General features: G+C 33.4%; 18 protein-coding genes and 2 pseudogenes. 3 read left to right on the top strand and 17 right to left on the bottom strand.

Annotated elements, in window-relative coordinates; genetic code table 11:
* Positions 1-1,311 (top strand): MFS transporter, encoded by a 1,311-nt coding sequence (locus tag AC1VNJ_RS23945; RefSeq protein ID WP_482641390.1) that lies wholly within the window; start codon positions 1-3, stop codon positions 1,309-1,311.
* A 375-nt stretch (positions 1,312-1,686) separates the two neighbouring features.
* On the opposite strand, the pseudogene AC1VNJ_RS23940 reads toward AC1VNJ_RS23945, so the two are convergent.
* A pseudogene (locus AC1VNJ_RS23940) lies at positions 1,687-2,069 on the bottom strand (SMI1/KNR4 family protein).
* Positions 2,070-2,700: 631 nt separating this feature from the next.
* Between AC1VNJ_RS23940 and AC1VNJ_RS23935 the strand changes: the two are divergent.
* Positions 2,701-2,982: a hypothetical protein gene (locus AC1VNJ_RS23935; RefSeq protein WP_482641389.1), complete on the top strand. Its 282-nt coding sequence runs from the start codon at positions 2,701-2,703 to the stop codon at positions 2,980-2,982.
* A gap of 368 nt (positions 2,983-3,350) precedes the next feature.
* Here the strand turns inward: AC1VNJ_RS23935 and AC1VNJ_RS23930 are convergent, their stop codons facing one another.
* From AC1VNJ_RS23930 to AC1VNJ_RS23920, 3 genes are read right to left on the bottom strand one after another with little or no spacing between them, the layout of a single operon-like run.
* Positions 3,351-4,466, bottom strand: coding sequence for a Ger(x)C family spore germination protein (locus AC1VNJ_RS23930; RefSeq protein ID WP_482641388.1), 1,116 nt, complete (start codon positions 4,464-4,466; stop codon positions 3,351-3,353).
* 4 nt (positions 4,467-4,470) lie between these two features.
* Positions 4,471-5,937, bottom strand: a complete 1,467-nt coding sequence (locus AC1VNJ_RS23925) for a spore germination protein (RefSeq protein WP_482641387.1) — start codon at positions 5,935-5,937, stop codon at positions 4,471-4,473.
* Between the two features lie 7 nt (positions 5,938-5,944).
* The gene (locus tag AC1VNJ_RS23920; RefSeq protein ID WP_482641386.1) at positions 5,945-7,003 is read right to left on the bottom strand and encodes an endospore germination permease; all 1,059 of its coding nucleotides are present in this window, start codon (positions 7,001-7,003) and stop codon (positions 5,945-5,947) included.
* 256 nt (positions 7,004-7,259) lie between these two features.
* Here AC1VNJ_RS23920 and AC1VNJ_RS23915 point away from each other — a divergent pair, with 256 nt between their 5' ends.
* Positions 7,260-8,720 carry an IS1182 family transposase gene (locus tag AC1VNJ_RS23915; RefSeq protein WP_482641403.1) on the top strand — a complete coding sequence of 487 codons (1,461 nt, stop codon included), beginning with the start codon at positions 7,260-7,262 and terminating at the stop codon, positions 8,718-8,720.
* A 679-nt stretch (positions 8,721-9,399) separates the two neighbouring features.
* On the opposite strand, the gene rpoN is transcribed toward AC1VNJ_RS23915, so the two are convergent.
* The 13 genes and pseudogenes from rpoN to AC1VNJ_RS23850 all read right to left on the bottom strand — a co-directional run bounded on the left by rpoN (position 9,400) and on the right by AC1VNJ_RS23850 (position 24,975).
* A complete protein-coding gene (rpoN, locus tag AC1VNJ_RS23910) occupies positions 9,400-10,725 on the bottom strand; it encodes an RNA polymerase factor sigma-54 (protein WP_482641385.1) in 1,326 nt (441 codons plus the stop codon).
* 56 nt (positions 10,726-10,781) lie between these two features.
* Positions 10,782-11,546: pseudogene (locus tag AC1VNJ_RS23905) on the bottom strand (glycoside hydrolase family 43 protein); the annotation flags it as partial.
* Between the two features lie 155 nt (positions 11,547-11,701).
* Complete coding sequence (locus AC1VNJ_RS23900; protein ID WP_482641384.1) at positions 11,702-12,544, bottom strand: PTS system mannose/fructose/sorbose family transporter subunit IID; 843 nt, start codon at positions 12,542-12,544, stop codon at positions 11,702-11,704.
* A gap of 17 nt (positions 12,545-12,561) precedes the next feature.
* Positions 12,562-13,389, bottom strand: a complete 828-nt coding sequence (locus AC1VNJ_RS23895; protein ID WP_482641383.1) for a PTS mannose/fructose/sorbose/N-acetylgalactosamine transporter subunit IIC — start codon at positions 13,387-13,389, stop codon at positions 12,562-12,564.
* 33 nt (positions 13,390-13,422) lie between these two features.
* Complete coding sequence (locus AC1VNJ_RS23890) at positions 13,423-13,905, bottom strand: PTS sugar transporter subunit IIB (RefSeq protein WP_482641382.1); 483 nt, start codon at positions 13,903-13,905, stop codon at positions 13,423-13,425.
* Between the two features lie 15 nt (positions 13,906-13,920).
* Complete coding sequence (locus AC1VNJ_RS23885; protein ID WP_482641381.1) at positions 13,921-14,328, bottom strand: PTS sugar transporter subunit IIA; 408 nt, start codon at positions 14,326-14,328, stop codon at positions 13,921-13,923.
* A gap of 234 nt (positions 14,329-14,562) precedes the next feature.
* A complete protein-coding gene (locus AC1VNJ_RS23880) occupies positions 14,563-14,973 on the bottom strand; it encodes a PTS sugar transporter subunit IIA (protein WP_482641380.1) in 411 nt (136 codons plus the stop codon).
* A gap of 334 nt (positions 14,974-15,307) precedes the next feature.
* Positions 15,308-18,190, bottom strand: coding sequence for a putative Ig domain-containing protein (locus AC1VNJ_RS23875; RefSeq protein WP_482641379.1), 2,883 nt, complete (start codon positions 18,188-18,190; stop codon positions 15,308-15,310).
* Positions 18,191-18,342: 152 nt separating this feature from the next.
* Complete coding sequence (locus tag AC1VNJ_RS23870) at positions 18,343-19,887, bottom strand: glycoside hydrolase family 43 protein (protein WP_482641402.1); 1,545 nt, start codon at positions 19,885-19,887, stop codon at positions 18,343-18,345.
* 53 nt (positions 19,888-19,940) lie between these two features.
* Entirely contained in the window at positions 19,941-20,375 is a 435-nt protein-coding gene (locus tag AC1VNJ_RS23865) for a hypothetical protein (protein ID WP_482641378.1), read from the bottom strand.
* A 27-nt stretch (positions 20,376-20,402) separates the two neighbouring features.
* Complete coding sequence (locus tag AC1VNJ_RS23860; RefSeq protein ID WP_482641377.1) at positions 20,403-22,577, bottom strand: alpha-galactosidase; 2,175 nt, start codon at positions 22,575-22,577, stop codon at positions 20,403-20,405.
* 180 nt (positions 22,578-22,757) lie between these two features.
* Positions 22,758-23,882 (bottom strand): glycoside hydrolase family 88 protein, encoded by a 1,125-nt coding sequence (locus AC1VNJ_RS23855; RefSeq protein ID WP_482641376.1) that lies wholly within the window; start codon positions 23,880-23,882, stop codon positions 22,758-22,760.
* A gap of 280 nt (positions 23,883-24,162) precedes the next feature.
* The gene (locus AC1VNJ_RS23850; protein ID WP_482641375.1) at positions 24,163-24,975 is read right to left on the bottom strand and encodes a Cof-type HAD-IIB family hydrolase; all 813 of its coding nucleotides are present in this window, start codon (positions 24,973-24,975) and stop codon (positions 24,163-24,165) included.
* Between the last annotated feature and the right edge of the window lie 77 nt (positions 24,976-25,052).

Genomic DNA, 25,052 nt, shown 5'->3' with positions numbered 1-25,052 from the left:
GTGGCAGAGAAAAATTATAGTAGGTATTTTCAGTTTTTCCTCATTATTTTAGCAGCAGGATCAATATTTCCACTTATCTATTTAAAAACAAATTATCAAGAAACGATTTTAGAAGTTTATGGAATATCACTTAAACAATTAAATGGGATTTTTTCAGTTCTAGGTGTGGCTTATCTTGTAGGTTATTCTCCAAGTGGCTGGCTTGCTGATAGATTTTCCGCCAAAAAACTTTTATTCATTTCACTCTTAATTTGTGGACTGACTGGACTATGGTTTGCTCAAGTTCCGAGTTATTCAATGGTTCTTGTGATATTTGGAATTTGGGGATTTTTCTCCGTCTTCACCTTTTGGGCAGCTCATTTAAAACTTGTAAAATTAATTGCGAAAAAGGAAGAAGAAGGAAGATTTTTTGGTGCTTTAGATGGGGGTCGTGGATTAGTAGAAGCTATATTGGCAAGTATAGCGCTATTTATTTTCACGAATGTATTAGGAGACAATACAGCATTGGCTAATAAAAAAGAAGCCTTACAATTTGTTGTTTACATGTATTCCACTGCACTTATATTGGTTTCCATGCTTATTTTAATTTTTGTTAAAGAAGACAAAAATTCTATAAAAAAAGAATTTATATCTAAAGCAGCCGAAACGCGTAAGAAAGTAAATATGAACGATTTTAAGCAAATCCTTAGTAATAAGTTTATCTGGCTGTTAGGCGGCATCATCTTTATGTCCTATATTGTAACCTGGTCCGTATATTATCAAGGCGGATTTTTACAAACGAACATTAAAATTGATGCAGCAACTGTAGGTGAAATAACAGTATTAATGCTTTGGATGCGGCCGATTGGCGGGGTTTTAGGCGGGTTTTTAGGGGATAAGTTTGGGAGGAGCAATATCCTGATGATCGCCTTAGGTTTAGCTGCTGCTTTTTTAATCGCGATATCGACCGCACCAATTACGATGCCTCACATGTACTTCAAAATCCAAGTCGTAATGGTTGGCTTAATGATTTATATTGTTAGAGGTCTTTACTGGTCGCTTCTTGGAGAGTGTAAAATTGATGAAAAAGTACTCGGTCTAGCGATTGGAGTGGTATCTTTTATAGGTTATTTACCAGATATTTTAATGCCTCTCGTTAATATTGAATTGTTTAAGGCACTGGGACCTAACGGTGGGTATAACGGATATTTTATCTTCTGTGCCTGTGCGGCTATTCTCGCAATCTTCATGACGTTAGTCTTTAGAAAGTCAGTAAAGAAAGTAGTGAAAAATTCATTGGAAATAGATGAATTAATTGCTAAAAAAGCCTAATTTATAATTCATTAAAGTATCAAGAGCAAATCCTTAATAATGGTTTGCTCTTTTTTAATTCAGGATTTATTACTGTAGATGGATTATGGATTATTAATTACAGCTTCAATTTCTCTAATTATTCTTGCAGAGTGATTCGAGCTGATTGTCTAATTTATTTTTGGATGGTCTGATACTCATGATTTCTAATTCGTTTTATGTATGAGTAATTAAATAAAATTAGAACTGTATTATATAAGCATAGACTTTTAACTCTAGGCTTCTTATGGTTGACATAAAACAACTTATAGTACGTCTAAATATAACAGAAATAAGTAAAAAGCTTTCTATTCTTCTATAAAGCCATAGTTATTAAACATAAGTTCTCCATCTTCTTTAACAAGCTTGTAAGTACCATTTTTTAAGGTATGTTACAATTTGATGAAACCATTTCTCAAAACTATCTGATACAACCTGACATTCTTCCCAATCATGCCAAAAGGTTATAATCTGGACCACTTTTCCACCTTCAGCTGGATTTAAATCAATACATATATAGTATCCTGTGGTATTAGTTACTACAGGAATCCAAAAAGGATTCCACCAGAATTCTCCTTCATTACCCGCCAACCATGTACTATTTCGTCGAGAGATAACAAGTCGCAATTTCCTATAACTCCTATGCATTCACTCTTTTGACCATTGTGCACGAGTAAAAGGTCTTTAAACCTCTCTGGAAATTTTAATCCTATTATATTTTCAGCCTGAGCAATTTCCATTTTAGTAGCTACTGCATTGAATATATCTTCAGCTTTTAAATAGTTTAATCCTAACTATAGATCTTTTAATCAAAGCTTTAAGGGCAAAAAACATTCCAGTTCAAAAGATAAAAGTAAAAAATAGTACGCGCAATGAGTGGAAAAGTTACCAACTGCTCAATGAAAAGAGTCAATTGTTAAATGTGACATTGAAATGAATTATGATAATTAACTCTTAGTGTTTGCTGAAATAATTAAGGAGAAAAAAATGATTGATACGATACTCTATTTTCTGTTTAGTATTTGTTACTTAGTGCTGCTTCTTTTTAGCATAAAACTTATTAAAAAAAGACCAGTACCCTTTTATATGGCATTTCTACCTCTTGTAATAACTGGTTTAATTTACGATAATGTCATCCTTTCTATAGGTTCATTTATTGGAGAAGGTAATGTCCTTTTCCTTCTTAGTATGTTTCGTTTTTGATTTCATACTTTATTTACGCCTACTCTTATACTATTTGCTTATGGAGTGGCTAAGCATTTCAATCTTCAATGGGCTAAGAAACTTATATTCAAAATCATCTTCCTCATAAGTACACTAGCTCTTATAAGTTACGAGATTGTACAAACGATTAATAAAGAGCAAAAAATAATGCAAGATTATGGTATTGTTCGCTTTACTCTTGTAGGAGGTTCTGGTCCACCTTTAATAGTTATTATTGTTGCATTCGTTTTACTTATTGTTAGGATATCACTATACCGTAAAATGGGCTGGAATATAATGATGATTGGAGTATTACTCATGGTTGGGGGAAGTGCTATACCATTTAACCTTCCAAGTACAGCTGTCATAAATATATTTGAGGTTTTTTTTATCTTTTCTTTATTTTTAACTCAGCGTTATGTTACTTTTTCAATGCGTGATAAAGAGTAAACCAATTGCCTTTATTCTTATGAGGTACTACATCTAATAAAATATTCACATTAAAAAACGAAAAGATCCCTCTATCAATAGGGATTTTTTTCATTGGATGAACAAGATCGTAGATACTTATTAGCATCTTATATATTTTTCTAAACATAGAAAAGATTACTCTTAGTTATAGACATTAATGTCATAAACACTAAAATCAAGAATGAATCTTCATTTTACATTCATCCGTCGCCAAGTTATTGTTCAGTTATTTATAAAAAACGTTTGTTGGTTTCACCACCTACCAATTCGTTTACAGATGCAGTTGTATCAGCACTAAGGTTCCCACTAAATTTGCTAGTGTTTTAGGTACTAGTAGCCTGACCTTATCATTTATAAGCGCTAGACTTTTCTAAGGTCACGTTTACCTCAATTGCTTTAATAGAACTTGGAGTTAGTTCATTAAGTTCTTGAAGACTCCATTCGTAACGGTTAAAGCGATAAGTTTTCTCCGACAGATTGAGTGCGTCCGCATCAAGATCTATTCCTTTCTGAAATGTCTTATTAATCTGTTGCTTGACTAACTTTTTCACTACATTCTTAAGCTTCTCTTGAGAGATATTCTTTGTATTCTCCTGAATCGTTACAGGCACTTTTACCGTAATTTCATACTGAGGTATTGGACTATGTTTCAAGACGTTTATTTTAAGATGTGGATTTTTCACTTTAACCCCTACTTTTCTTGATTTGTCCACTAAATATAGATGAATTGCTTCTGTGTTAAACCAGTTAATTCCTTCTAATTCTTTTGTACTCAACCACCCTTTAATCTTTTTATGAGCTAGAAGATATCCGCCTGAAACTTTAACAATTGGTTTAGGCTTCTCTCCCTCTTTCCATTGCTTTTCATCTACTTTTAAAGAAGGAATTAATATAGATCCTACGGGCTGTTCATATCGTTGAATAAGGTTTTGATACGTAATAGTTGGAACAAATGAATCATTTTCTAAAACTTCGCCTGGATTAAATGTAAATGAGAAAGCAGGGGCACGTCCGAAAAATCCATTTAAAGACATGGCCTCTTTCATATCCTTTGTAATACTAAATATGCCTGTGTTATAACGAATAACTTCTGTTCGTCCTGCATAATCTAGGAACTCATTTAGGTGATGTTTCAGCATAGAAGGAGTAAAGAATAGGGTGCTAATATGCCCAAAGTATAAAGGGGAAGGAGAAGATTTTTGAATATTATCAAAAGCTTCTTCTAGTGTATCACCTTTACCAGTGCCAATTAAGATAGGTGGTTCTTCAGCAGAAGAAGCCCCTCCTTCCTGCATAGCTACATTTGAAAAGCTCATGGCTTGAAAGTAAACATAATATTTATTTTTCTTAAAGTCCAACCCTACAGCTGTAACATAAATTTGATGTTGTATCTCCTTCATGCCCCAACATCCAGTGAGAGACAATAAAAAAATGAGCATAATAATTGTCTTTGTTGGCTTCATTCTATTACTCCTTTTGTCGGTCTGGATCTACTGGTGAATAAGCATGGTTACGCTCTTTCAAGAACTTAAAAGGTGATTTAAGAAAGCTTTTAATTAAATCTCCTCTGTTAAGTACTTGAAAACCAACCATATACGGATACCCAAAACTTTCTAAGCTAGCTAGATAGATGAACATAAAGAACACGCCTATAAAGAAACCATATAATCCTAAAAAAGAGGATAGACCAAAAATAAAGAAGCGAACAATTAAAATATTACCTGCGACATTTTGATTAACTAATGTGTAACTCGAAATGACTGTAACAGCTCCTATTACTAATGTAGAAGGAGAGGTAAGACCTGCCCTAATCGCAGCATCTCCTACAATGAGACCACCTAATACTGCTACAGTTTGCCCTACGGACTTAGGCAACCGTATACCCGCCTCTTTAAATAGCTCGAAAAAAACAAGCATAATAAATAACTCGAGAGGTCCAGGTAGAGGTAGACCTTGTCGAGACACTGAGACTGTTGCCAATAGAGGAAATGGAATTTGGTCCGGTTGATAAGACGTTAGTGCTGTCCAAAAACCTGGAAGTAAAATGGTCGTTACCAGTGCGCTTAGTCTTAAGGTTCTAGAAATGCTCGCATAAAAAAAACTAAGTTGATTATCTTCAGGACTTTTTATAATTAACTCTAAATTTACTGGTCCAATTAAGCAGCTAGGGCTTCCATCTATTAAGATTGCAAATCGACCTTGATTAAGTGATTGGGCAACATAGTCTGGACGCCCAGAGTAATCTAATAATGGGAAGAAGGAAAATGTACGGTCATACAACAATTCTTCTACTTGATAACTGCTGTTGATGACATCCGTATTAATTTGGTTTAGTCTACTCTTTATAGTTTTTAAAATATCTGGATCTATGATGTCTTTCATATAAAGCAGTGTAACGGTCGTATTGCTTCTTGTGCCTAAAGTATAAGATTTAGTTGCTAAAGATACAGTTTTTAAGCGTTGACGAATGAGAGCTATATTTACTTCTATACTTTCAACAAAACCATCTCGAGGACCACGAATAGATACTTCCATATTTGACTCGTCTACGCTTCTTTGAGGAAGTTTGGCTACATTGACAGCATATAGCCTACCTGTTTCACAGTTGAATAGCAAAAGCTGACCCGAAAAGATAGCTGATGAAAGGTTCTCCCGTAAGGTTGAAGAGTATTCGATTTCTTTGACCTCAAGAAACTGACCAAGATTTTGTAAGTTTAAAGTTTGACCATGAGAAAACACATCCAAGATACGAGGTAAAACAAACTCATAAATAAGTTGGCTATCCACCATTCCTTTTGCATAAATTAATAGGATTTCTTGATTAATGCCTTTGAGTGTAAAGTGTTTCGGGCTAATTTGAACGTCAGAAAGAGGTTTAAACAAATAACACAGATCATCTTTTGTTAAGAGGTTTTCTAGATGAGAATCTTTCATAATATATTCACCTACTTTTCAATTTAATTAAAATAAGAAGAGTCGCTCCATAGATAATCAACACACCGGCTATAATAGGGAAATAGTAACTATAGAGCCATTGCGTAAAGTCTGTTTGATTCCAATGGATTAGACAGCCAATCATTAACATGATATATAAAATTAAGAGTGAGCGTTTCTTTTTTCTCATATCAAGGATTTCATTAGTGAAAAATACAAACAAACTAATACGTATAAGAGCTCCTGTCATCCATTGAAAGATAGAAAGAAAATCTACCCTAGTAATGTAACTTCCAATAGATAATAGTTTCCACTCCTCATAAGCCGGATTATGTATTTTTGCAGCTTCTTCGGCACCAAACTCTGTGATAGCTCCTATTAATGGTCCTAATGTCAACCCAATTAATATGAAACTCAAGAGTACAATTCCTTTCCACGAAAAAGGTTGTTTAGAATAGCCTTGAAAAAAAAGTAGGAATAAGATTTCAAACACACCGGCACATACATAAACCATTCCCGTTAAAGAAGGTTCAAGTCCTTGTTCGAACACAGGAAATAATAACTGATATTCTTTTTTAGGAATATTGCTTATCCCTATAAAAAAACCCAGTAACGTAACAACGACAAAGAAGGGCGGACCTAGAATAGCAATTGACTTTATTCCTTTTGAAGATGCATAGTAGCAAAGTATTGTTCCACCTAAAACAATCACGAAACTTGGTATATCTTTAGCGTAGTTTGCTTGCCCCCAAAATAAGGTATGTTTCATGGTAACAAAAGCTTCTGATAATAAAAGAAGAGCAATTAGATAAGCTATACATCTTATAATTGAAGGCTTATAGTGAGTTTTCAAAAATGAAAATAATGGTTGTTTATTTAGTAACCCCGATATATAAGCAACAAAAACACTGACAACGAGGATTGGAAAGCTACTTATAATGACACTTATCCATGAATCCCTTTGAGCTGCCGTTAAGATGTTTGGCAAAATGAGAACATGAACCATAAACCCTGTTGATATAATCATTAAAATGTATCCATGGAGAGGTTGAATGAGTCTATTCATTATGCGCATCCTTTTCGTTTTTATGTGGTTAGTGTGTTTCTAAACATCGAGATTATACCTATTAGGATGAAAAAGGATAGATTGGAGCCAAAAAAGTAAATGGCTTCCTATCCCTTTATTAAAATGGAGTAACATTTGCATTAGGAGAAGACAAATAAACGTTACATTATTTAAATAAACTACAAGTGGAGGAGTGCTGTCTAGCCTTCGCTATTTTCATTTATAATACCTATATAAACTTTAGGTGGTGTTACGGATTATTTCTACTCAACAATCTCTTAATCTTAGTCCATTTACGGCTATTTATGATATCGTCGTTCCCAAAGATAATATGCTTCGTCAAGTTAACGAACTAGTTGATTTTTCATTTGTTCTAGATGAATTACAGGATAAGTATTGTCTCGACAATGGTCGCAACGCAGTGCCGCCTGTTCGAATGTTTAAATATTTATTGCTAAAATCTATTTTTGACCTATCTGATGTTGATGTTGTTGAACGCTCAAAATACGGTATGTCTTTTAAGTATTTTTTAGATATGGCTCCTGAAGAAGACGTGATCAATCCTAGTTCGTTAACGAAGTTTCGTAAACTGCGCTTAAAGGATGTAAATTTACTTGATATGCTTATCCAAAAAACGGTGGGGATTGCACTAGAGAAAGAGCTAATAAAAAGTAGTTCTATTTTCGTTGATGCTACTCATACAAGAGCACGTTTTAATCAAAAATCTCCTCAAGAATTTTTAATGGATAAATCCAAACTGCTACGCAAAGCTGTCTACCAGATTGATGAAGATATGAAAGGGAAATTCCCACCTAAGCCTACCTCAGATGAGGTAATTGATATAATTGACTATTGCCAAAAAGTTGTTCAGGTAGTTGAATATGAAGAGGCCCTTTGTGAATACCCTAAAGTAAAAGAAAAGTTGAATCATCTAAATGAAATTGTTATGGATCACCAAGAAAACCTTAAAGCTTCGAATGATCCTGATGCTAGAATGGGTCATAAAACAGCTGATTCCTCTTTCTTCGGATACAAAACTCATTTGGCAATGAGTGAAGAACGAATTATTACGGCTGCAGTGATAACAACTGGTGAAAAAAGTGATGGGAAATATCTTCAGCCATTGTTTGAAAAGGGTCATAAAACAGAAATGAAAATTGATACACTTATTGGGGATACTGCTTACTCTCAGAAAGATAATATTCAATTCGCCAACCTGAATGATATCAAATTCGTATCAACATTACATCCAATCATTACGCACGGTTCAAGAAAAGCTGAAGACGAATTTGAATTTAATAAAGATGCAGGGATGTATATATGTAAAGCTGGACATATGGCCATTCGAAAAGCACGAATAGGCAAAAAGAATACGAATAACAGTCAAAGTCCTACGTACTTCTTTGATATCCAGAAGTGTAAAGTGTGTCCTTTTAAAGAAGGATGTTATAAAGAGGGGGCTAAAAGTAAAACGTATTCCGTTACAATAAAATCGCCAGAACATACGGAACAAAAGACCTTCCAAGATAGCGACTATTTTAAAGTGAAGACGAAAGAACGGTATAAGATTGAAGCGAAAAATAGTGAACTCAAGCATAGACACGGGTATGATATTGCAAATTCCTCGGGTTTCTTAGGCATGGAAATGCAAGGAGCCATGACCATATTTGCCGTCAATTTAAAACGAATTATGACATTATTGAAAGAAACAAAGTGAAAAGTTACATAAAGAAAGGAGACTTTCCGTTCATGAATGAACAGAAAGTCTCCTTTTTGTTTTGCCATACTGATATGAGGTTAAAAAACGAAAGTTTTTCAGTGGCCTCGTTTCTAATACAGTATTTTTACTTAGCGAGTTCATTAAATGCTCCAATCTGATTAGTAGCTAATCCAAGCTATATTCTCAATTTTATATTTTAGGTTTATAGATATTTTATTAAAGACTCTTTGAGTTACCTTTTATTGAACAAGTGATATGGAGTTTGCTAAGGGCAACTTGATGCCAGTCCCTACGGACTCTTGGATTGAGATATTTGAATGATTCAAATAAAATTCACAAACTTTTAATGAGTAAAGTTCCATGGTTTGGATACTGATGGAATTACCAGAAAACAAGAGTACCTCAACTAATTTAATAAAAATAAGCCTAACTCCTTATATACCAAGAATTTAGACATTTTGTTTTTTTGCACCTTCCCCCAAAATAGTGATTTTATAGAATTCAGGCATTATTCTTCTTAAAATTTTCTTTTTTTTCAAAATAATAAAAATAGAAAACAAAATATTTTTCCTCATTATATTAACTTAGGTACCTATGTCCATCGTAACAGTAATTAAAATTAAAAGTACAAACAAAGGTAATTAACCACATCAAATTACTCTCATCGCTAATTATCCTAATCATATCTTCTCCTATTAGTAGAACACGGTATATTTAATTCTTCCCTATACTTTGCAATCGCCCTTCTTGAGATTAAAATACCCTCCTTTTTAATTACATCAACTATTTTTTGGTCAGATAAAGGCTTTTTTTTATTTTCCGCTTTTACGAGCTCTATAATTCTTTGTTTTATTTTTGCTGTTGATATATCTTCCTTAATATTCGCTTGTGCCAATCCTGCATTAAAAAAATACTTTAATTCAAAAACGCCAAAATTAGTTTGCAGGTACTTACCATTTACTGCACGACTTACTGTAGATTCATGCAATTCTAATTTTTTAGCAATGTCTTTTAATTTTAGAGCTTTTAATGGGTTGCTAGGACTTAAGAAAAACTCATATTGAATATTCACTATCTCGTTACTTACCCGCAGAATAGTATTATCTCTTTGTATAATATTCTTTTGCAAAATATTAAAATCATCTTTCTTTTCTTTCAGATAGGTTTGTACTTCTTTGTCTTTTAATTTACTAATCTTATCAAAGTACTTTGATCTAAACATGATTTTTTGTTTACCCAACTTATTAGATGAAAGGGTAATATTATTATTTTCAATATGTACAATAACATCTGGAACAATATAATTTTTATCTACTTCACCGAAATTACCACCTGGATAAGGAGATAAATTTCGTATGAAATCAGCAATTTTTTGTATTTTGTTTAGCTCAAAACTATAAATCTCTGCAATTTTTAACCATCTTTTATGAACAAAATCGTCAAAATTATCCTTTAATATTTCGTATGTACAAGGTGGAGATTTCTCTCCTTTTCGTTGTACTTGTAGCAGTAAACTTTCTTGTAAATTCCTTGCTCCGACCCCAGGGGGATCTAATTGTTGCAATAAACTAAGTGCTTTAGTTAGTATTTCCATACTAGCAGAAGTTTGTTGCTGTGCTTCGTCTAAAGTTATATCTAGATAACCATTTGCATCAAGGCATTCTGTTAAATATAATATAATTTTCCTCAAAAATGTATCATCAAATTCTAAATTAATTTGACTTATTAGGTAGTCACGCAATGAGATATTTTTGTCTTTTATATGATTGATGTCAAAAGATTCGTGACTGTGAGAAGCATTTTGATTTGAAGAACGAACTGGAACATTCATAAAATCACTTACTATATTCACATTGAGAAATGGGTTTTCTAAAGATTTCTCTAGAAGATATTCATTCAATTCTTCATTGCTAAAACGAAGAATTTTAATAGATTGTTGTAATGACTGTGTCATAATAAGTTTCTGACTTTGCTTCTGTCCAAGATTCAGTTCAATTCGCATCTTCTTACTCCTTTCATAACATATATACATAGAGAGATTTGTCTCTGAATTAAAAATTAGTCTCTAGAAAAGGGAGTTTCTGTCCAAGATACTATTATTTCTCGGTTAGTGACTTTAATAGGTAAGATACTGTAACCAGAGTCACGTAAATTTTTAGGAACCCAATGATCTACCATGAAGAATAACTCCCCTTTATCTTCAAAGACAAATGTTCCTTGCCCATTAAATGTACTACGATAATTAGGCCCTTCACACGGATTATCTATTAATTTAGCTGGTGAAAAAAGATGAGAGGTTCTAGAATATAAAGCAGCATTGGGAGACCAACCGCTGCAGCCAGATGTAATGGTAAAATAATAATTATTAGCTTTAAAGATTGCTGGTGCCTCCCTTTCTTGATCTACTAATATTTTAGTATATAAGCCGCTTACATCTAGAAAATCATCTGTTAGTTCAGAGATATAAAGTATTTTATTAAAATCGCTACTATGAATTAAATAACCTTTTCCATTTTCTTTGAATAGAGTCGTATCACGACAATCTTTTCTATTTGGTTTTATTACCTTCGTTAATTCAAATGGTCCTTGGGGACAATCAGATATTGCAACTCCTGCTCCCCCATATAGATAATCTGCTGTATCATAATGAAACCACATAACAAATTTCTTTGTCTTCTCATTATAAAGGACTTTTGGATGTTCAATTACTTTAGAAGGATGTAAATAACTTTCCTTAGTTTCACAATCTGCTTGTAAAACTAATCCCACATACTCCCAATCAATCAAATTTTCCGATTCATAACACGATATTCCGATAAAGTCTACACGTGTTGTATTTTCAACATTTGGTGCTCCCTTATATTCTCCATATCAATAGTATTTTTCACTGAATTTTAAAATCATTCCGCCATGAGCCTGTATTTCATCACCAGATTTTGTATACCACTTTTCACCATTCTTATTCATGGCTTAACCTCTTAAACAGCAATGCCTAGAACCGCTAATATTGCCGATAAAACGACAATAATCATTAAGACAAAATTTCCACTTTTTCCTTTTCTTAATAAGTGTGTACAGTACCAAACTAGTGAAAGCGGAAGTAGACCTTTCATAATTTTGTCCAGTATATCTTGAAGGACAAATTCTTGACCTGAAATAGTCGTAGTAAAACCTAAAGTAAAGGGAACATTCAAAAAAGTCATCGCACCTACCATTATAAGTCCCAATATAGTGGCACCTTTTGTAACTGCTTTTAATAAGCCGCTCTCTGTTGCTGTTTTAATATAAGTTGCGCCTACTGAATAACCAATAAATGTTCCGAAATATCTAACAAAGAAGAATGGAATATGAAAAAGTAAGAAAAATATTATTGGGCCTAATATATTCCCTGCAGTTGCTAGACTTAAAGATATACCTGTAACTATTACTCTTAAGGTTCCCATAAAGAAAGAGTCACCAAGACCGGCTAGTGGTCCCATTAACCCCACCTTAATCCCATTTACAGTTTCATCCATATTGTCAATCTTTTTTACTGAGTTTTCTTTTTCCATTGAAAGGGTTACACCCATAATAAAAGGAACAAAACCCGGATATGTGTTAAAGTATGATGAACTTCTTTCAAGGGCCTTGTAATATTCCTCTTTATTATCTTTATAAATATGTTTTAGAAAAGGAATGCTGGCAAATCCATAACCTATACCCTGCATTTTTACATAATTCATTTCTGCAGATTGTGTTAAAGATCTCCAAAATACCTTTTTTAATATTTTCTTTTCTTCGGGAGCTATATTATTATTTTTTGCTTTCATTTTGTTAGCCATTATTTACCCTCCTAATCCTAGTTAAAGAAATCATCTACTGTATTATTATTTTTAGCGCTTTCATTTGTCTGCAAAGAACTACTTTCACCAGCTAATAGAAGTTTTTGTTCTAATTTTTGTTTATTAAAATAATTCATTGCGTAAACAACAGCCACTACTGATCCAAATAGAGCAATACCCATCGTATCTAAACCTAAATATGCTGCTAATCCAAAACCCAGGAAATAGAACGCAATAATCTCTTTGTCCCAAAGAGACTTTAATAATAAACCAAAACCTAAAGCAGGCAATAAGCGTGATGCAATAGTTAAGAAATCATTAACTACTTGAGGCAAATTATTCATTAAGTTATTTATTGGTTCTACACCAACAAAAATAGCAATAAATGAGATAATAGCATATGGTATCCCAAAGACAAAAACAGCAAATATATGAATCTGTTCAAACCGTCGATCACTTCCATTTTCAATACTTTTGTCTACTATAGAAACTACAGCATTATGCCAAACTATTTTAATCAATTGATAAATAAATACTGAAATTAAACCAACCGGCACAGCTAGAGCTACAGCTGCTCCAACATCTTTGCTCATTAAGATGGCAAAAGAAGTGCCGATGATTGCTCCCATTTCAGTATCTGATGGTAGTGACCCCCCAACTCCAAAAATCCCCAAGAATACAGCTTCTAATGCTGCTCCTATAATTATGCCTTGCTGAATATCCCCCAAAACCAATCCTACTATCGGCCCGAGTATAATCGGACGCATTTGTAGATTGGCAAAACTTAATGCAAAAAACTTAGTCAAATAAGTTACTAATGCTATAAGTATAGCTTCTACTAACATTGCTTACTCCCCCTTTTATATCTGTATAATGTTTTAAAATTTACTAGTTAAATCTAACGGTGTATTATCAGGTACCAATTGATATTCCAAAGGAATCTTCAACTCTATTATTTTCTTAAAAGTATTTATATCATTATCTTCTACATATAAGTTATCCGTAACCGCTTTCTTTTCTTTTATCTTTCCATTCACTCTTCCATAGTTCCCAACATTTACTTTTGGTATATTAGTAGCATTCTCACAAATGTATAGGGCATCTTCAGGGTTATTTACCAATACTAATACTTTAAGTTTATCAATTCGTTCGTCATTCAAGATTTCAACAGCTTCTTTAACCTTCACAATACTTGCTTTCACCCTATCTCCTGCGGCCATGATTAAAGAAGTTTTTTGAATTTCATTATTTGCTACAGAGTCATTCGCGACTAAAATTCTGTCTAAATTCAAATGTTTAGTCCAAAGAAAAGCCACTTGTCCATGGATTAATCTTTCATCTATTCTAATTAACTTATTCATTAATAATTATCCCCCTTATTTAAAGAAATCACCTTGTTCAGTAATCTTACTTATATTAGCTGGTTTAATTCCATCTTTTGCACTTTGTATAATCTTTTCTAATTTCTCGTCTGTTAAATTATCTTCTAAAATAAGACTTAACAATAATGATAAATTCATCCCTCCTATTAACCTGACATTTGGAAGAACTAATAGAGAAATTGCTTCATTATACATACTTCCTCCAGTAATATCTGCCAGCAGGATTACTTGGTCATTCTCGTTAATTTTTTGTCGAATATCCTCAATCAAAACATTAGGCGTATTATCTTCTTTTAAACAATACGCAAAAAGATTATCTTGTTTCCCCGTAATCATCTCTAATGCTCCTTTAATTCCCTTGGCAAAATCACTGTGTGAAATTAAAAATATTTTTTTCTCCATTCTTTAATTCTCCCTTAATATTTTGTTTCACTATCTTATAAAGCAATTTTTGTGCCAACTTACTGTCGGATTTAAATTATCCTTATTATTACATTGTTTTCTAAAACTTATATATTATTTTAGACACAAACGTCTTCTTTTGTGTTTCTGGCGGAATTTCTATAATCAAAAAGCACTTTAGTTTTTTGAGTCAAAGAAGTTATTATATATCGAATCTTACCTTTTATATTATTTTCACCTGAAAAAATCCCCTTGTTTGCTAGCAACTAATGGGATTTGTGCTAAACTTATACCGTCTTTTGCTTCCTGTATAATAGTTAGCAGCTGTTCATCTGTTATATCCTCTTGTAAAATAATGTTTAATAATAAAGATAAATTCATTCCTCCTATTAATTTAATATTGGGTAAGGATAATAAAGTCATTGCTTCGTTATACATACTTCCCCCAACAATGTCTGCTAACAAGAAGACTTGATCTTCCTTTTTAATCTGTTGTCTAAGTTCCTTAATTAAACCATTAGGAGAATTATCCTCCATTAAGCAGTATGCATACACATTATCTTGTTTTCCAGATATCATTTCTGCAGATTTTTTTAAGCCCTCTGCCAATTTATTGTGCGAAACTAAAAATACCTTCTTTGTCATTTTAAACCTTCTCCCTTATCTTTTACATTATTAATAGCAATGTCTGTGCCAACTTGTGGCGGTTAAAAAATAATATTTCAGATAAGTAATACGAAAAATTCCGACACAATATTTTTAATCCCCTTTATTTATATTTTCCGGCGAAGTCACCAATCCTTTGCAGCAATTTTAAAATTGGCCAAATATTTTAAATTCACTTATAAGAAATCAAACTATTTTTTTGCTATTCTTTTCTTTGTAAAGAATTACGGCTTATAGGCTTATACCATCTATTTAAAAACAAACATAAACAACCACACTCAAATTAGTATGGTTGTTTATGTTTGTTTAGCTATTAATTATCTACTTCTTGACGGGATCCGTCTATTCTCAATTCTGCAAATGACGAAATCCCTGGATATGCCGGATCTGTTGGTATACCTGGATAATCTATTTGAAGTTTGAAGTATCTAAAAGACTGATTGGTCAATGAAGACTTTACAGGTATTCGTTCCATTTCTTCTGTATTTGTAGTAGGTCTATCTGATAGTAATATCCATTCGCTCCCATCATTAGACCCGTAAACATTTAATCCTTCCGAACGATTAGCAAATCCTTTTCTTGTTTGGAAAGAAAAAGATTTTGGAGAAATTTTATATTCTGCTCCAAAATCAAATATAACTGGGGCTCTTAAATCTCCACTAAAAGTTGCTGTATCATTATCTATTAATTTTTTTACGTTGTCTCTATTCATGGTTGTTACTGAAGATAAAATAGAGTCATATGCATAGTAATTAAAGGAACCATCCTCCAATTGTGGATTCAATAACTCTAATTCTCGTATACTTTTTGCAAATTTACTCAATGCTGATAAGAACTCAATATCTTCATCCTTGTTCTCCAATAATATCTCAACTTCTTCCTTCATTTTAGAAACTTCAAGAATACTTTTTTGTGTGTATTCCAGATTTTGATCATATAAAGATAGAACATTCTTATACGCTTGGTTAGAATTATTGGAAACATTAAAGTTAAGTTGGATAGTATTTATTACATTACCATTATCTACTACCACTGTGACAGTAATTTGTTCTTTGGTCTTTTTATCAGGTGTCCACTTAATAATCCCATTATTATCGATAGTCATTCCTTCAGGAGCATTTTCTAGACTGTAAACTAGTTTATCTTTACTATTAACCTCAATTTTTTCCTCAAAAGGTATCTTTTTAAGGAGATAGTAATCATGACTTAAAGTATCATGGAATGCTGGTACTTCTGTAGCTAACCCGCCGTTGCCATTAACATATTGTAGACGGTCAAAATCTACTTGAACATCTGTATCTGCAATCACAGAATAAAAGTCCATATTATCTAATTGCCTAGCAGTTCTGGATATTTGTTTTTTATCACTAGTTGTATATACTATGTTTTTCCATTCTCCGTGAGTATTTGGGATACTTACTTCTTGGTAAGCTTCATCCAAATAATTATTGCTGCTAATTAATAACTTTGCATTACCATTTGAGCGTATTCGCAATGAAAGATATTTACTCTCTTCTTGAGCTGATTTTATTAAAGAAGGCAATGCTATTTGATTCCCTCCACGTACTGTATTTTTATCATTCGGATAAAGATTATTGTAATTGGTTTCTTTTATATCACTTTGATTATTTGCCGAGTTAACACGTATATAGGATATATCCTCTGTATTCATTGTCTTACTTAAGCTCTTGTCTAATAGAGCAGCTCTCTCATTAAACAAAACAGAGGAATCGCTTACATTTTGAGAAGGGATAGATAACTCGCTGTCTAAATTCCGCTCTTTTGGTATAGATAACCAATATTCAGCTCCTATTTCTGTCATTTTATTATCACTAAAAGATCCCCAAAAATTAGTTTTAACTGTTCCGTTATAAAAAACAGGTGAAGTTAAGTTTTTGGCCATATATGAAATTTGTGGAGCCTGTTTTTCTAACTCTTCTTTTGTCATATTTTCCTTATATCTATATGCATCATAAAGCTCACTCATGCTATAGTATAAACCTGTTCGTCCACGATAAGCCTCAGATACTTTCCCACCGTAGTCTTGAATCCCTAGCTCTGTCCAAGGTATAGTAAAACCTCCCATATAGCTATAAAGCTTTTCCGAACCTTCTAATATTCGCTCTTCCAGAAAAGAATAAGGAGTTACTGCATTTTCAGCTATGGAAACTGTTCCGTTGATAGGGTCCACTTTTGTTTTTTGTTGGGTAAGAATTCGTGCAATACCCGTAAAATTAATGACGTCACCTGACCCGTGAGCTTGATCTCGTCCCATCTCTAAATGTTGAACGTAATCTTGACCAGTGGGATTTAACGGGTTATTCTTATCTATTAATTTAAATTGGTTACTAAGGGCACCGTTTATTTCTGGTTTTTCCGTTGTGGAGTTAACCATTGCCCACTCTACTGCTTCTTCATATCGTTTTTTGTCATCTTTAAATATATATCCTGCCATAGCTCCAATTACGGGATAGGTATGTTGATTCAAGTATCTGTAATTTGTATATAATAAAGTGTCAATAACTGGATCAATCAAATTTTTAGTGAGTTTATTAGTATCCTCTTCTGTCCAATTTAAATTATAATCCTTTATCCCTGATTTTTCGTCATTGTATGTTGAATCTAAAACTGTAGTATATCGCAGTAGCTCCGCAGCACTTATCATATAATAAAATGGTGTTCCAACATGTATATGGGAGTCGGCATAATACTTAAAACTATTGGGGTCCATGTTTTCCCAAATACGGACCAATCTTAATGCATTGTATCTATACTGACTATTACCAGTTAAATAATATAATACTGTCTGTGTGTACGCTCTAAAACCATCGTTGCTTAAATTAACATTGGCAGATGCCTTTTGAAAAGTGGCATCTTTAGGCTGATCTATTGTTCCAGCTTTCAAGTTCGCCGATTCAAATGTTTTTGAAGCATATTTAGTCTCTTTCATAGCGTTATAATAGCTTTTCCAGGGATCGTTCCCTTTTATTAATTCTTGTCTTGTTTCCTTTAATTTTTCTGGATCAACACTGATACCTGGATGAATAAATCCATCCTTCTCTTCAATAATGAGATTCACTTTCTCACTTATATCGTTTTGAATCTGTTCTGCAGAAACTTTAGGCTCTGCTTTCCAGCTAAAGCCCATTACTAATAATAATACTGCTAATAGACAATGAAATATTTTTATCCTCATATTATCCTCCTTTTAAGATTAAGTCAGCTAAAACTCATTAATTTGATATTCTATCATCTTACTTAATGTAAGCGTATACCACACTTAACATAAAGCAAATCCCATGCCAATAAGTGTCGATGACATATAATAGGCATGGGATTTTACTATTTTTATATTTTTAATTTATCTCGTGATAGTTCTTGATAATTGAAATACTTAAAGTCTGCGTAAGAAGTGTGATTATCCATATCTTGAGCACATATTCCCACCATAGCACCTGAAAAAGCCAATTTCCCATTAGCTTTTATAAAGTCATCACTTAAATGACTAACTACTATCTCTTCTCCAATCTTAATCCATTCATTAGATAAGTTATAATAAAACTGACTCTTTTCTTTGTTAACTTCTACTGCTAATTTAATAGGTTCTTCATGTTGGCTAATGAGAATTCGATCTGTTTGATAACTGAATTGATTAATTTTAGCTGTTTCAAGTTGGATATATTTCTTTCTTCTTTCCTCATCATAGGAAATATGTAAATAGATCCAATTATCCGTATCATAAAATAATACTAGCCCAGCAAGTTGTTGAAAACTTTTCGGAGAAAACTCTATCTCTGTCTCCGCTCGGAATCTAAAACTTTGCCACCTTCTTGCTACTAAAGATTGTTGATGAAGACTTGATAAACTTTGCTCTCCATATAGACGTAAATATCCAGGGCGTCTTAAAGTTTTAAAGTAATTTGGTAAAACTTCTGTATCAAAATTACAGAATGTTGAATTGTCTGTATTCTGAACAGTTTCTAGAGCAATGCTAGGCTTTGGTACCTTCATTTCGGGATATGGAGTTCCATTAACCAAACGCGGCCATCCATCGATCCATTCAATTTTTTGTAAAGCAGTCTCTCTACCTAAAGTACAATTTCCACGCTCGGTTAGGGGACGAGAACATATGTGGACGATATACCACTCACTTTCAGATATTGATACAAAGGATGCATGACCACTTTTTTGCAAAGGATTAGATGGATCTGTTTTTGTTGTAATAAAAGGATGAAACGGCGACAATTCGTAAGGTCCAATAACGTTTTTGCTTCGACAAATAGTAGAAGCATGACTATACCCTGTACCTCCTGCTGCACAAAGCAAGTAATACCATCCATCTTTTTTTAGAATCTGTGGTCCTTCACAGACACCTAAGTCTGTTTCATAATAAAAATGATTACGTTCTCCTATAAGCTTCATTTCTTTCAAATCAAATTCCTGAATAACTAGACCTGAAAAATTTTGTTTATCTAAACGATGATCAAAAAGCATATTCAAAATATAGTGGCGTCTATCATCATCATGGAAAAAAGCCGGGTCAAAACCACTTGCAGTTACAAATACAGGTTCACTCCACTCACCGCTTATAGTCTCACAGGAAATAAGGTAGTTAATTATATCCTTAAAAGCTGTACCAGTTTTTACATCTGTATATAATAGCCAAAACTTCCCTTCAGAGTAGCTAAGATGAGGGGCCCATAAACTGCCGGAATTATAATTCCCCACCAGGTTGGCTTGACTAGTTTTATTTATTGGTTGCGCTACTAAATCCCAATTTATTAAATCAGGAGAGTGATAGATTTCTACTCCTGGCCACCACTCAAAGGTCGAGGTAGCAAGATAATAGTCATCACCTGCCTTTACTACACTAGCATCTTCTTGCTGATTAATTCCCCAAGACTTATAAGGAAAAGAACCATGATTTTCATTTGCTAGTATTCCGTCTATTGCATTTCGTGCAAAAAAATTGAATCGTTTCTAGTTTCTACATTGGCATAGGCATGTAGATAGGCTCCAGAAGCGTCTTTTTGATCGTGAGGATTCAAAGCTAAATTTCTATATGTGTTAATATCTTGTTTGGTTGCTTTTTTCACTGAAATGTAGTGACGCTCTCCACTAAATATTTTTGGGGAAAACGCTCTTTTAAGTGTTGGTTCTGTAATTACTTTATACTTCCAAGTTTTCTCCGTTAAATAAATTAAACTTGGAGCAAGCGCCTCATCTACTTGTATCCACAAAAATTGGGGTACTTTTTCAACAACAAGCTCAATATAATAGCCGCTTTCGTATGCATATTCTTTAAAGGCTAGATATGTTTCTGTTTCACGAGACCTTTCACTTAAAGTTTTGCCTTCACTGTTTTTTAATCTTAATGTCAACATTATTAATTCCTCGACAATATGAAACTACTTTTCCTTTGTAAAAACCCATTGTGACGCATAAAAATCATGAGTTGGTTTTTCTAACGCAATTCCAATCTCCATCAATTCGTCACCTTTAAATGTTCTTTTCGTTCCCTCTAGATGATATGATGCTGTTTCCTCAAGATTTTGGAGCTTTAATCGTTTGGGTACAGTATTTACTTTGGCGAGTCGATATACATGACTTACTATCACTTTTTTTGCGTCCATTTTTATCCAAGCTTTTTCATTTTGCTCATCATATACATTAAGTCGATAATGTTGTCCAAATTGAAACGTGTTACGATATTTCTTATAAAATTCTATTTGTAATTTCATTTGATATTTATCTTCCATAGTTGCATCAAGTAAATTTATTTCATAACCAAAATTCCCTTGTTGTGCGACAATTCCTCTAGTATTTAATGTTGTCATACGACCGACTTGATGGTTTGGAACGGCTGATACATGACAACTCATTGAAACTGGAGGGTAGAGGAGAGAAATACCTTCTTGTGTTGCCAAACGTTCTATTGCATCGGTATTATCACTGGTCCAAATTTGTGGAGTGTAATATAGCATACCAGGATCAAAACGACCACCACCACCAGCACAGCTTTCTATTAATACATCTGGGTGTTTGGCAAGTAACGTTTCTAATATAAAGTACAATCCAAGAATATAGCGATGTCCCAATTCCTTTTGATAGTCAGTTTCTAGTATGAGGCTTCCCATATCCGTAAGATTCCGATTCATATCCCATTTCAAATAAGTGATATTATTTTCTGTAAGGAGCCTATCGATAGTTTCAATTAAGAAGTTTTGTACATCTTTTCGACTCAAGTCTAATACTAGTTGGTTACGTACTTGCTGTGGAACACGACCAGGAACTTGGATAATCCAATCAGGATGTTCTTTAAATAAATTACTGTTTCTCGAAATCATTTCGGGTTCCAACCAAAGACCAAAATCGAGACCTAGCTTATTAACATCCTTAATTAAGTTTTTGAGTGAGCCGCCAATTTTCTTTTCATTTGGAACCCAGTCCCCTAGTGATGAATTATCACCATTGCGCTCTCCAAACCATCCATCATCTAAAACAAACAATTCGATTCCAATATCACTTGCTTCTTTGGCTAAACTTAAAATAGTTGCTTTATTAAAATCAAAATAAGTTGCTTCCCAGTTATTAATTAAAACAGGACGTTCTTTTCTGGCATGATTGCTTTGCATTAAGCAATCTAAATAAAATCGATGGTATAACTGGCTCATCCCATTTAATCCTTCATTAGAAAAAACTAATACTGCTTCTGGTGTATAAAACACTTCACCTGGAGATAGACACCATTCAAAATCAAAAGGATTAATTCCTAATTGCATTCGAGTATTTTGGTGCATATCCACTTCTACGTTAGCAATAAAGTTTCCACTGTAAATAAAGTTCATACTGTATACATTTCCACTGTTTTCATTGGTAGATGGGTCAACTAAAGCTATAAAAGGATTTTGCCCATGGCCACTTGCGCCTCGTTTACTATCTATCCCCTGATACCCTTGGCGGATTTTGTTACGATGAATATGTGCTTCTCTACCCCATGCACCACTTAGCGTAATTAAATCTAACTTATCGGTTAAAAAATCCAGATTAACAGTCATTATTTGATTTATCTTTACTTTTTCTTGAGAGTAGTTAAAAACTTCAACATGCTGTGTGAAGATATCATATTCATCAAAACAGCTAATTGATAAAATAATCTCATTACTAGTAACCTCATCTTTCAATACTAGTTCTAATGTCGATAATTTTGTATCTGTATTCGTGCTAGGTAAACCAGGTATCTTTTTTTTACCGTCATAAATACGATGAAATTTATAACGATAATCTGATATTCTACTTCCATTCTCATAAGTAAATTGGAAAGCTGGTGTACGCAAATCTGGGTTCCCATATGCAGGATAAATAAATGGGAGTTGTTCTAGTTTAAAATCCTTTATACTGTCCGTATCTGCTAAATAACTGGCTCTTTTAATCTCACCTGTTATATAAGAAAGGGAGTCCGAACTTATTTTTTTTCCAAAATACAATAGTACAACGTGTCCACTAGGTAAAACTCCAATGGACAGTTGGTTGTTTTCCGTATAGAGATTCAGTTGTTGTTGTTCTTCTTGATATTGAATCATTGTTTTAACTCCTTACTCTCTTTATACAATTTATTAGCTTCGGTATTCCCGTAGATGTATACTTCTATAGTTTTAGATCATTCATTTTACTGAAGAACCCCAATTTGTTGTTTAGCTAGTTGGAACTAATCCTCATCTTTTTAAAAAAAGAGCCATTGAATAGAATAGCTCTTCTTTCGTTTACCAGATTAAAAAGTCTAACTCTTGCAATCGTAGAATTGCCTCCACGAAATAATAATCTGTATAAATGATTGGAACTTCTGTATTGTCTTTGTCATGATAAGAGCCAGTTCCATAATCAATAATGCCGTCCTCTTCTGTGTTCCAGTTTGCATATTTTTGCTCAGTTGATTTTAAAATATTGACGGCTGCAGTAATATAAAGCTCTTTTTCGTGTTTGCCTACATGTTTGGCAATTTCTAAAAATCCGCATGCTGCACAAACACCTGCAGATGTATCCCATTGAACTGGTTCTTCTGGGGCTCTAAAATCAACAAGAGGAATATAGTCTGTCTTAGCTACATTGGTAATAAAATAATGAGCAACTTTTTTAGCTGTGTCTAAATATACCTCTTTACCTGTATGTAGATAGCTTAAAGCAAATCCATATATTGCCCAGGCTTGCCCCCTAGACCATGAGGACCCCGATTCAAAGCCTTGTCCGCCGGGAGTATCTAAAATTTCTCCTGTATAAGGATCAAAAACTCCTATATGATTAACAGAACCATCGGGGCGTACAATGTTGTTCATCACCTTGTCCGCATGGTCCTCTGCAACGAATCCAAATCGAGGATCATGTATTGTTTCCTTAGCCCAATAAAGCAACGGAATATTTAACATGCTGTCGATAATAACCCAACCTGCACGGTCTCTGTTCCATGAACGAATGAATTTCCCTCTTGGATTGTATCTCCCTGCTAATAAGTGAGCAGCATGCAATCCTCTTGCCTTTGAACGCTCATTTCCTGTAAGCCTATAATTTGCTACAGCTGTATGAAGCCACATAAATCCAACATCATGGTGTAATCCAGTATATTTATCAAAGGCTGAATCTAATCTATCTTCATTTGATTCAGCCGTTTTTTTATAGATTTCTTTATTAGTAGCATGATACATTTGCCACATTGTCCCAGCCCAAAATCCATTTGTCCACCAGACAATATCCTTCTTGCCCATGTCTACATACTTTCCGTTTTCAGGAACATAAGGTATTAAGTTACCTAAACGCTCTGCTTGAACGCCTAATTTATAATCTAACTTTCCGAAAATCTCCTCTGCCCATTGCTTTGTTTCCTGGCTAATCATTACTCTCCCACACTTTCTAATCATTTATTGAATGTAATCAGAATCCGTTTATCCTTAGCGAAATAGTTACACCCATATTAATTCTGTATGAAATACCTCTTATATAATTCATCATCTAAACAGTTTCTACTAGAAAATAGAATTCATAATTTATATAGCAACTTTTATGCCAACTTCTGTCGGACATTTTTTAATTTAAGATTAAATAAATACTAAAAAAGTATAGAAAAGTGCAATTTAGGTTATTAATACCGATACAAGCTAGCATATCTATGCCTTTTTAAACTTGTGTCGATAAAAGGCTTATAATTTTTTCTCCAACGGCTGAATCATTATTCATTCCAATAATTTCATCTGCAACACCCTTTAGTTTATTTGTTGCATTTCCCATCGCTATTCCTAGTCCAGCTAGTTGAATCATTTGCATATCATTTTCTTGGTCTCCAAACGCAACAATATCTTTGGGATCAATATCTAACTGTTGGCAAATTCTTAATAAGGAGCTTCCTTTACTAACCCCATAATCCATCATTTCAATTAAATTGGTATCTGAAAATACAGGGTGAAAGTTTTCCTCATTCATTAGTCTCTGTATGCGTTTTAAACGTTTACTATCTTCACTGGTAAAAGCTGCTTTCATGATTTTTGGAGTATCATTTTGAAGAATCTCCATCATTTTTTTAAAGTCCATCTCAACTACATCACCACGCATCTTAAGAAAATCTTGTTTTGATTCTTCGTTTCCACTATAAGGAATATGATAATTTCTATTTTCTGTATTGAATATAACTGTTGCTCCTTCTTGATATCCAACCTCTAATGATTTAACTAATGCTTCTTTTGACAGCCTACTGAAGAAAAGGGTTTTATTAGACATTCCCTCCTTAACTAAAGCACCATTTAAAACAATTAAATATCCCTCAACACCTAGATTGTCAAATATATCTCTTGCAGATACCAAGCTTCTTCCTGTTGCTATAACTATCTTAGTCCCACTTTTGTATGCTTCTTGAATTGCTTTCTTATTTTTTTCAGATACCTGTTTTTGATAATTCAAAAGTGTGCCATCTAAATCAACTGCAACTAATTTCATTCATATCCCCCACTGACCAATATGTAATTTGTCACTTTAATTTAAGCAAATCCCATGCCAATAAACGTCAAACTTAA

Source organism: Priestia sp. 3CA3 (genome assembly GCF_056836725.1).
The sequence above is the reverse complement of the archived record's forward strand: the minus strand, read 5'-3'. Positions and strand labels throughout refer to the sequence as shown.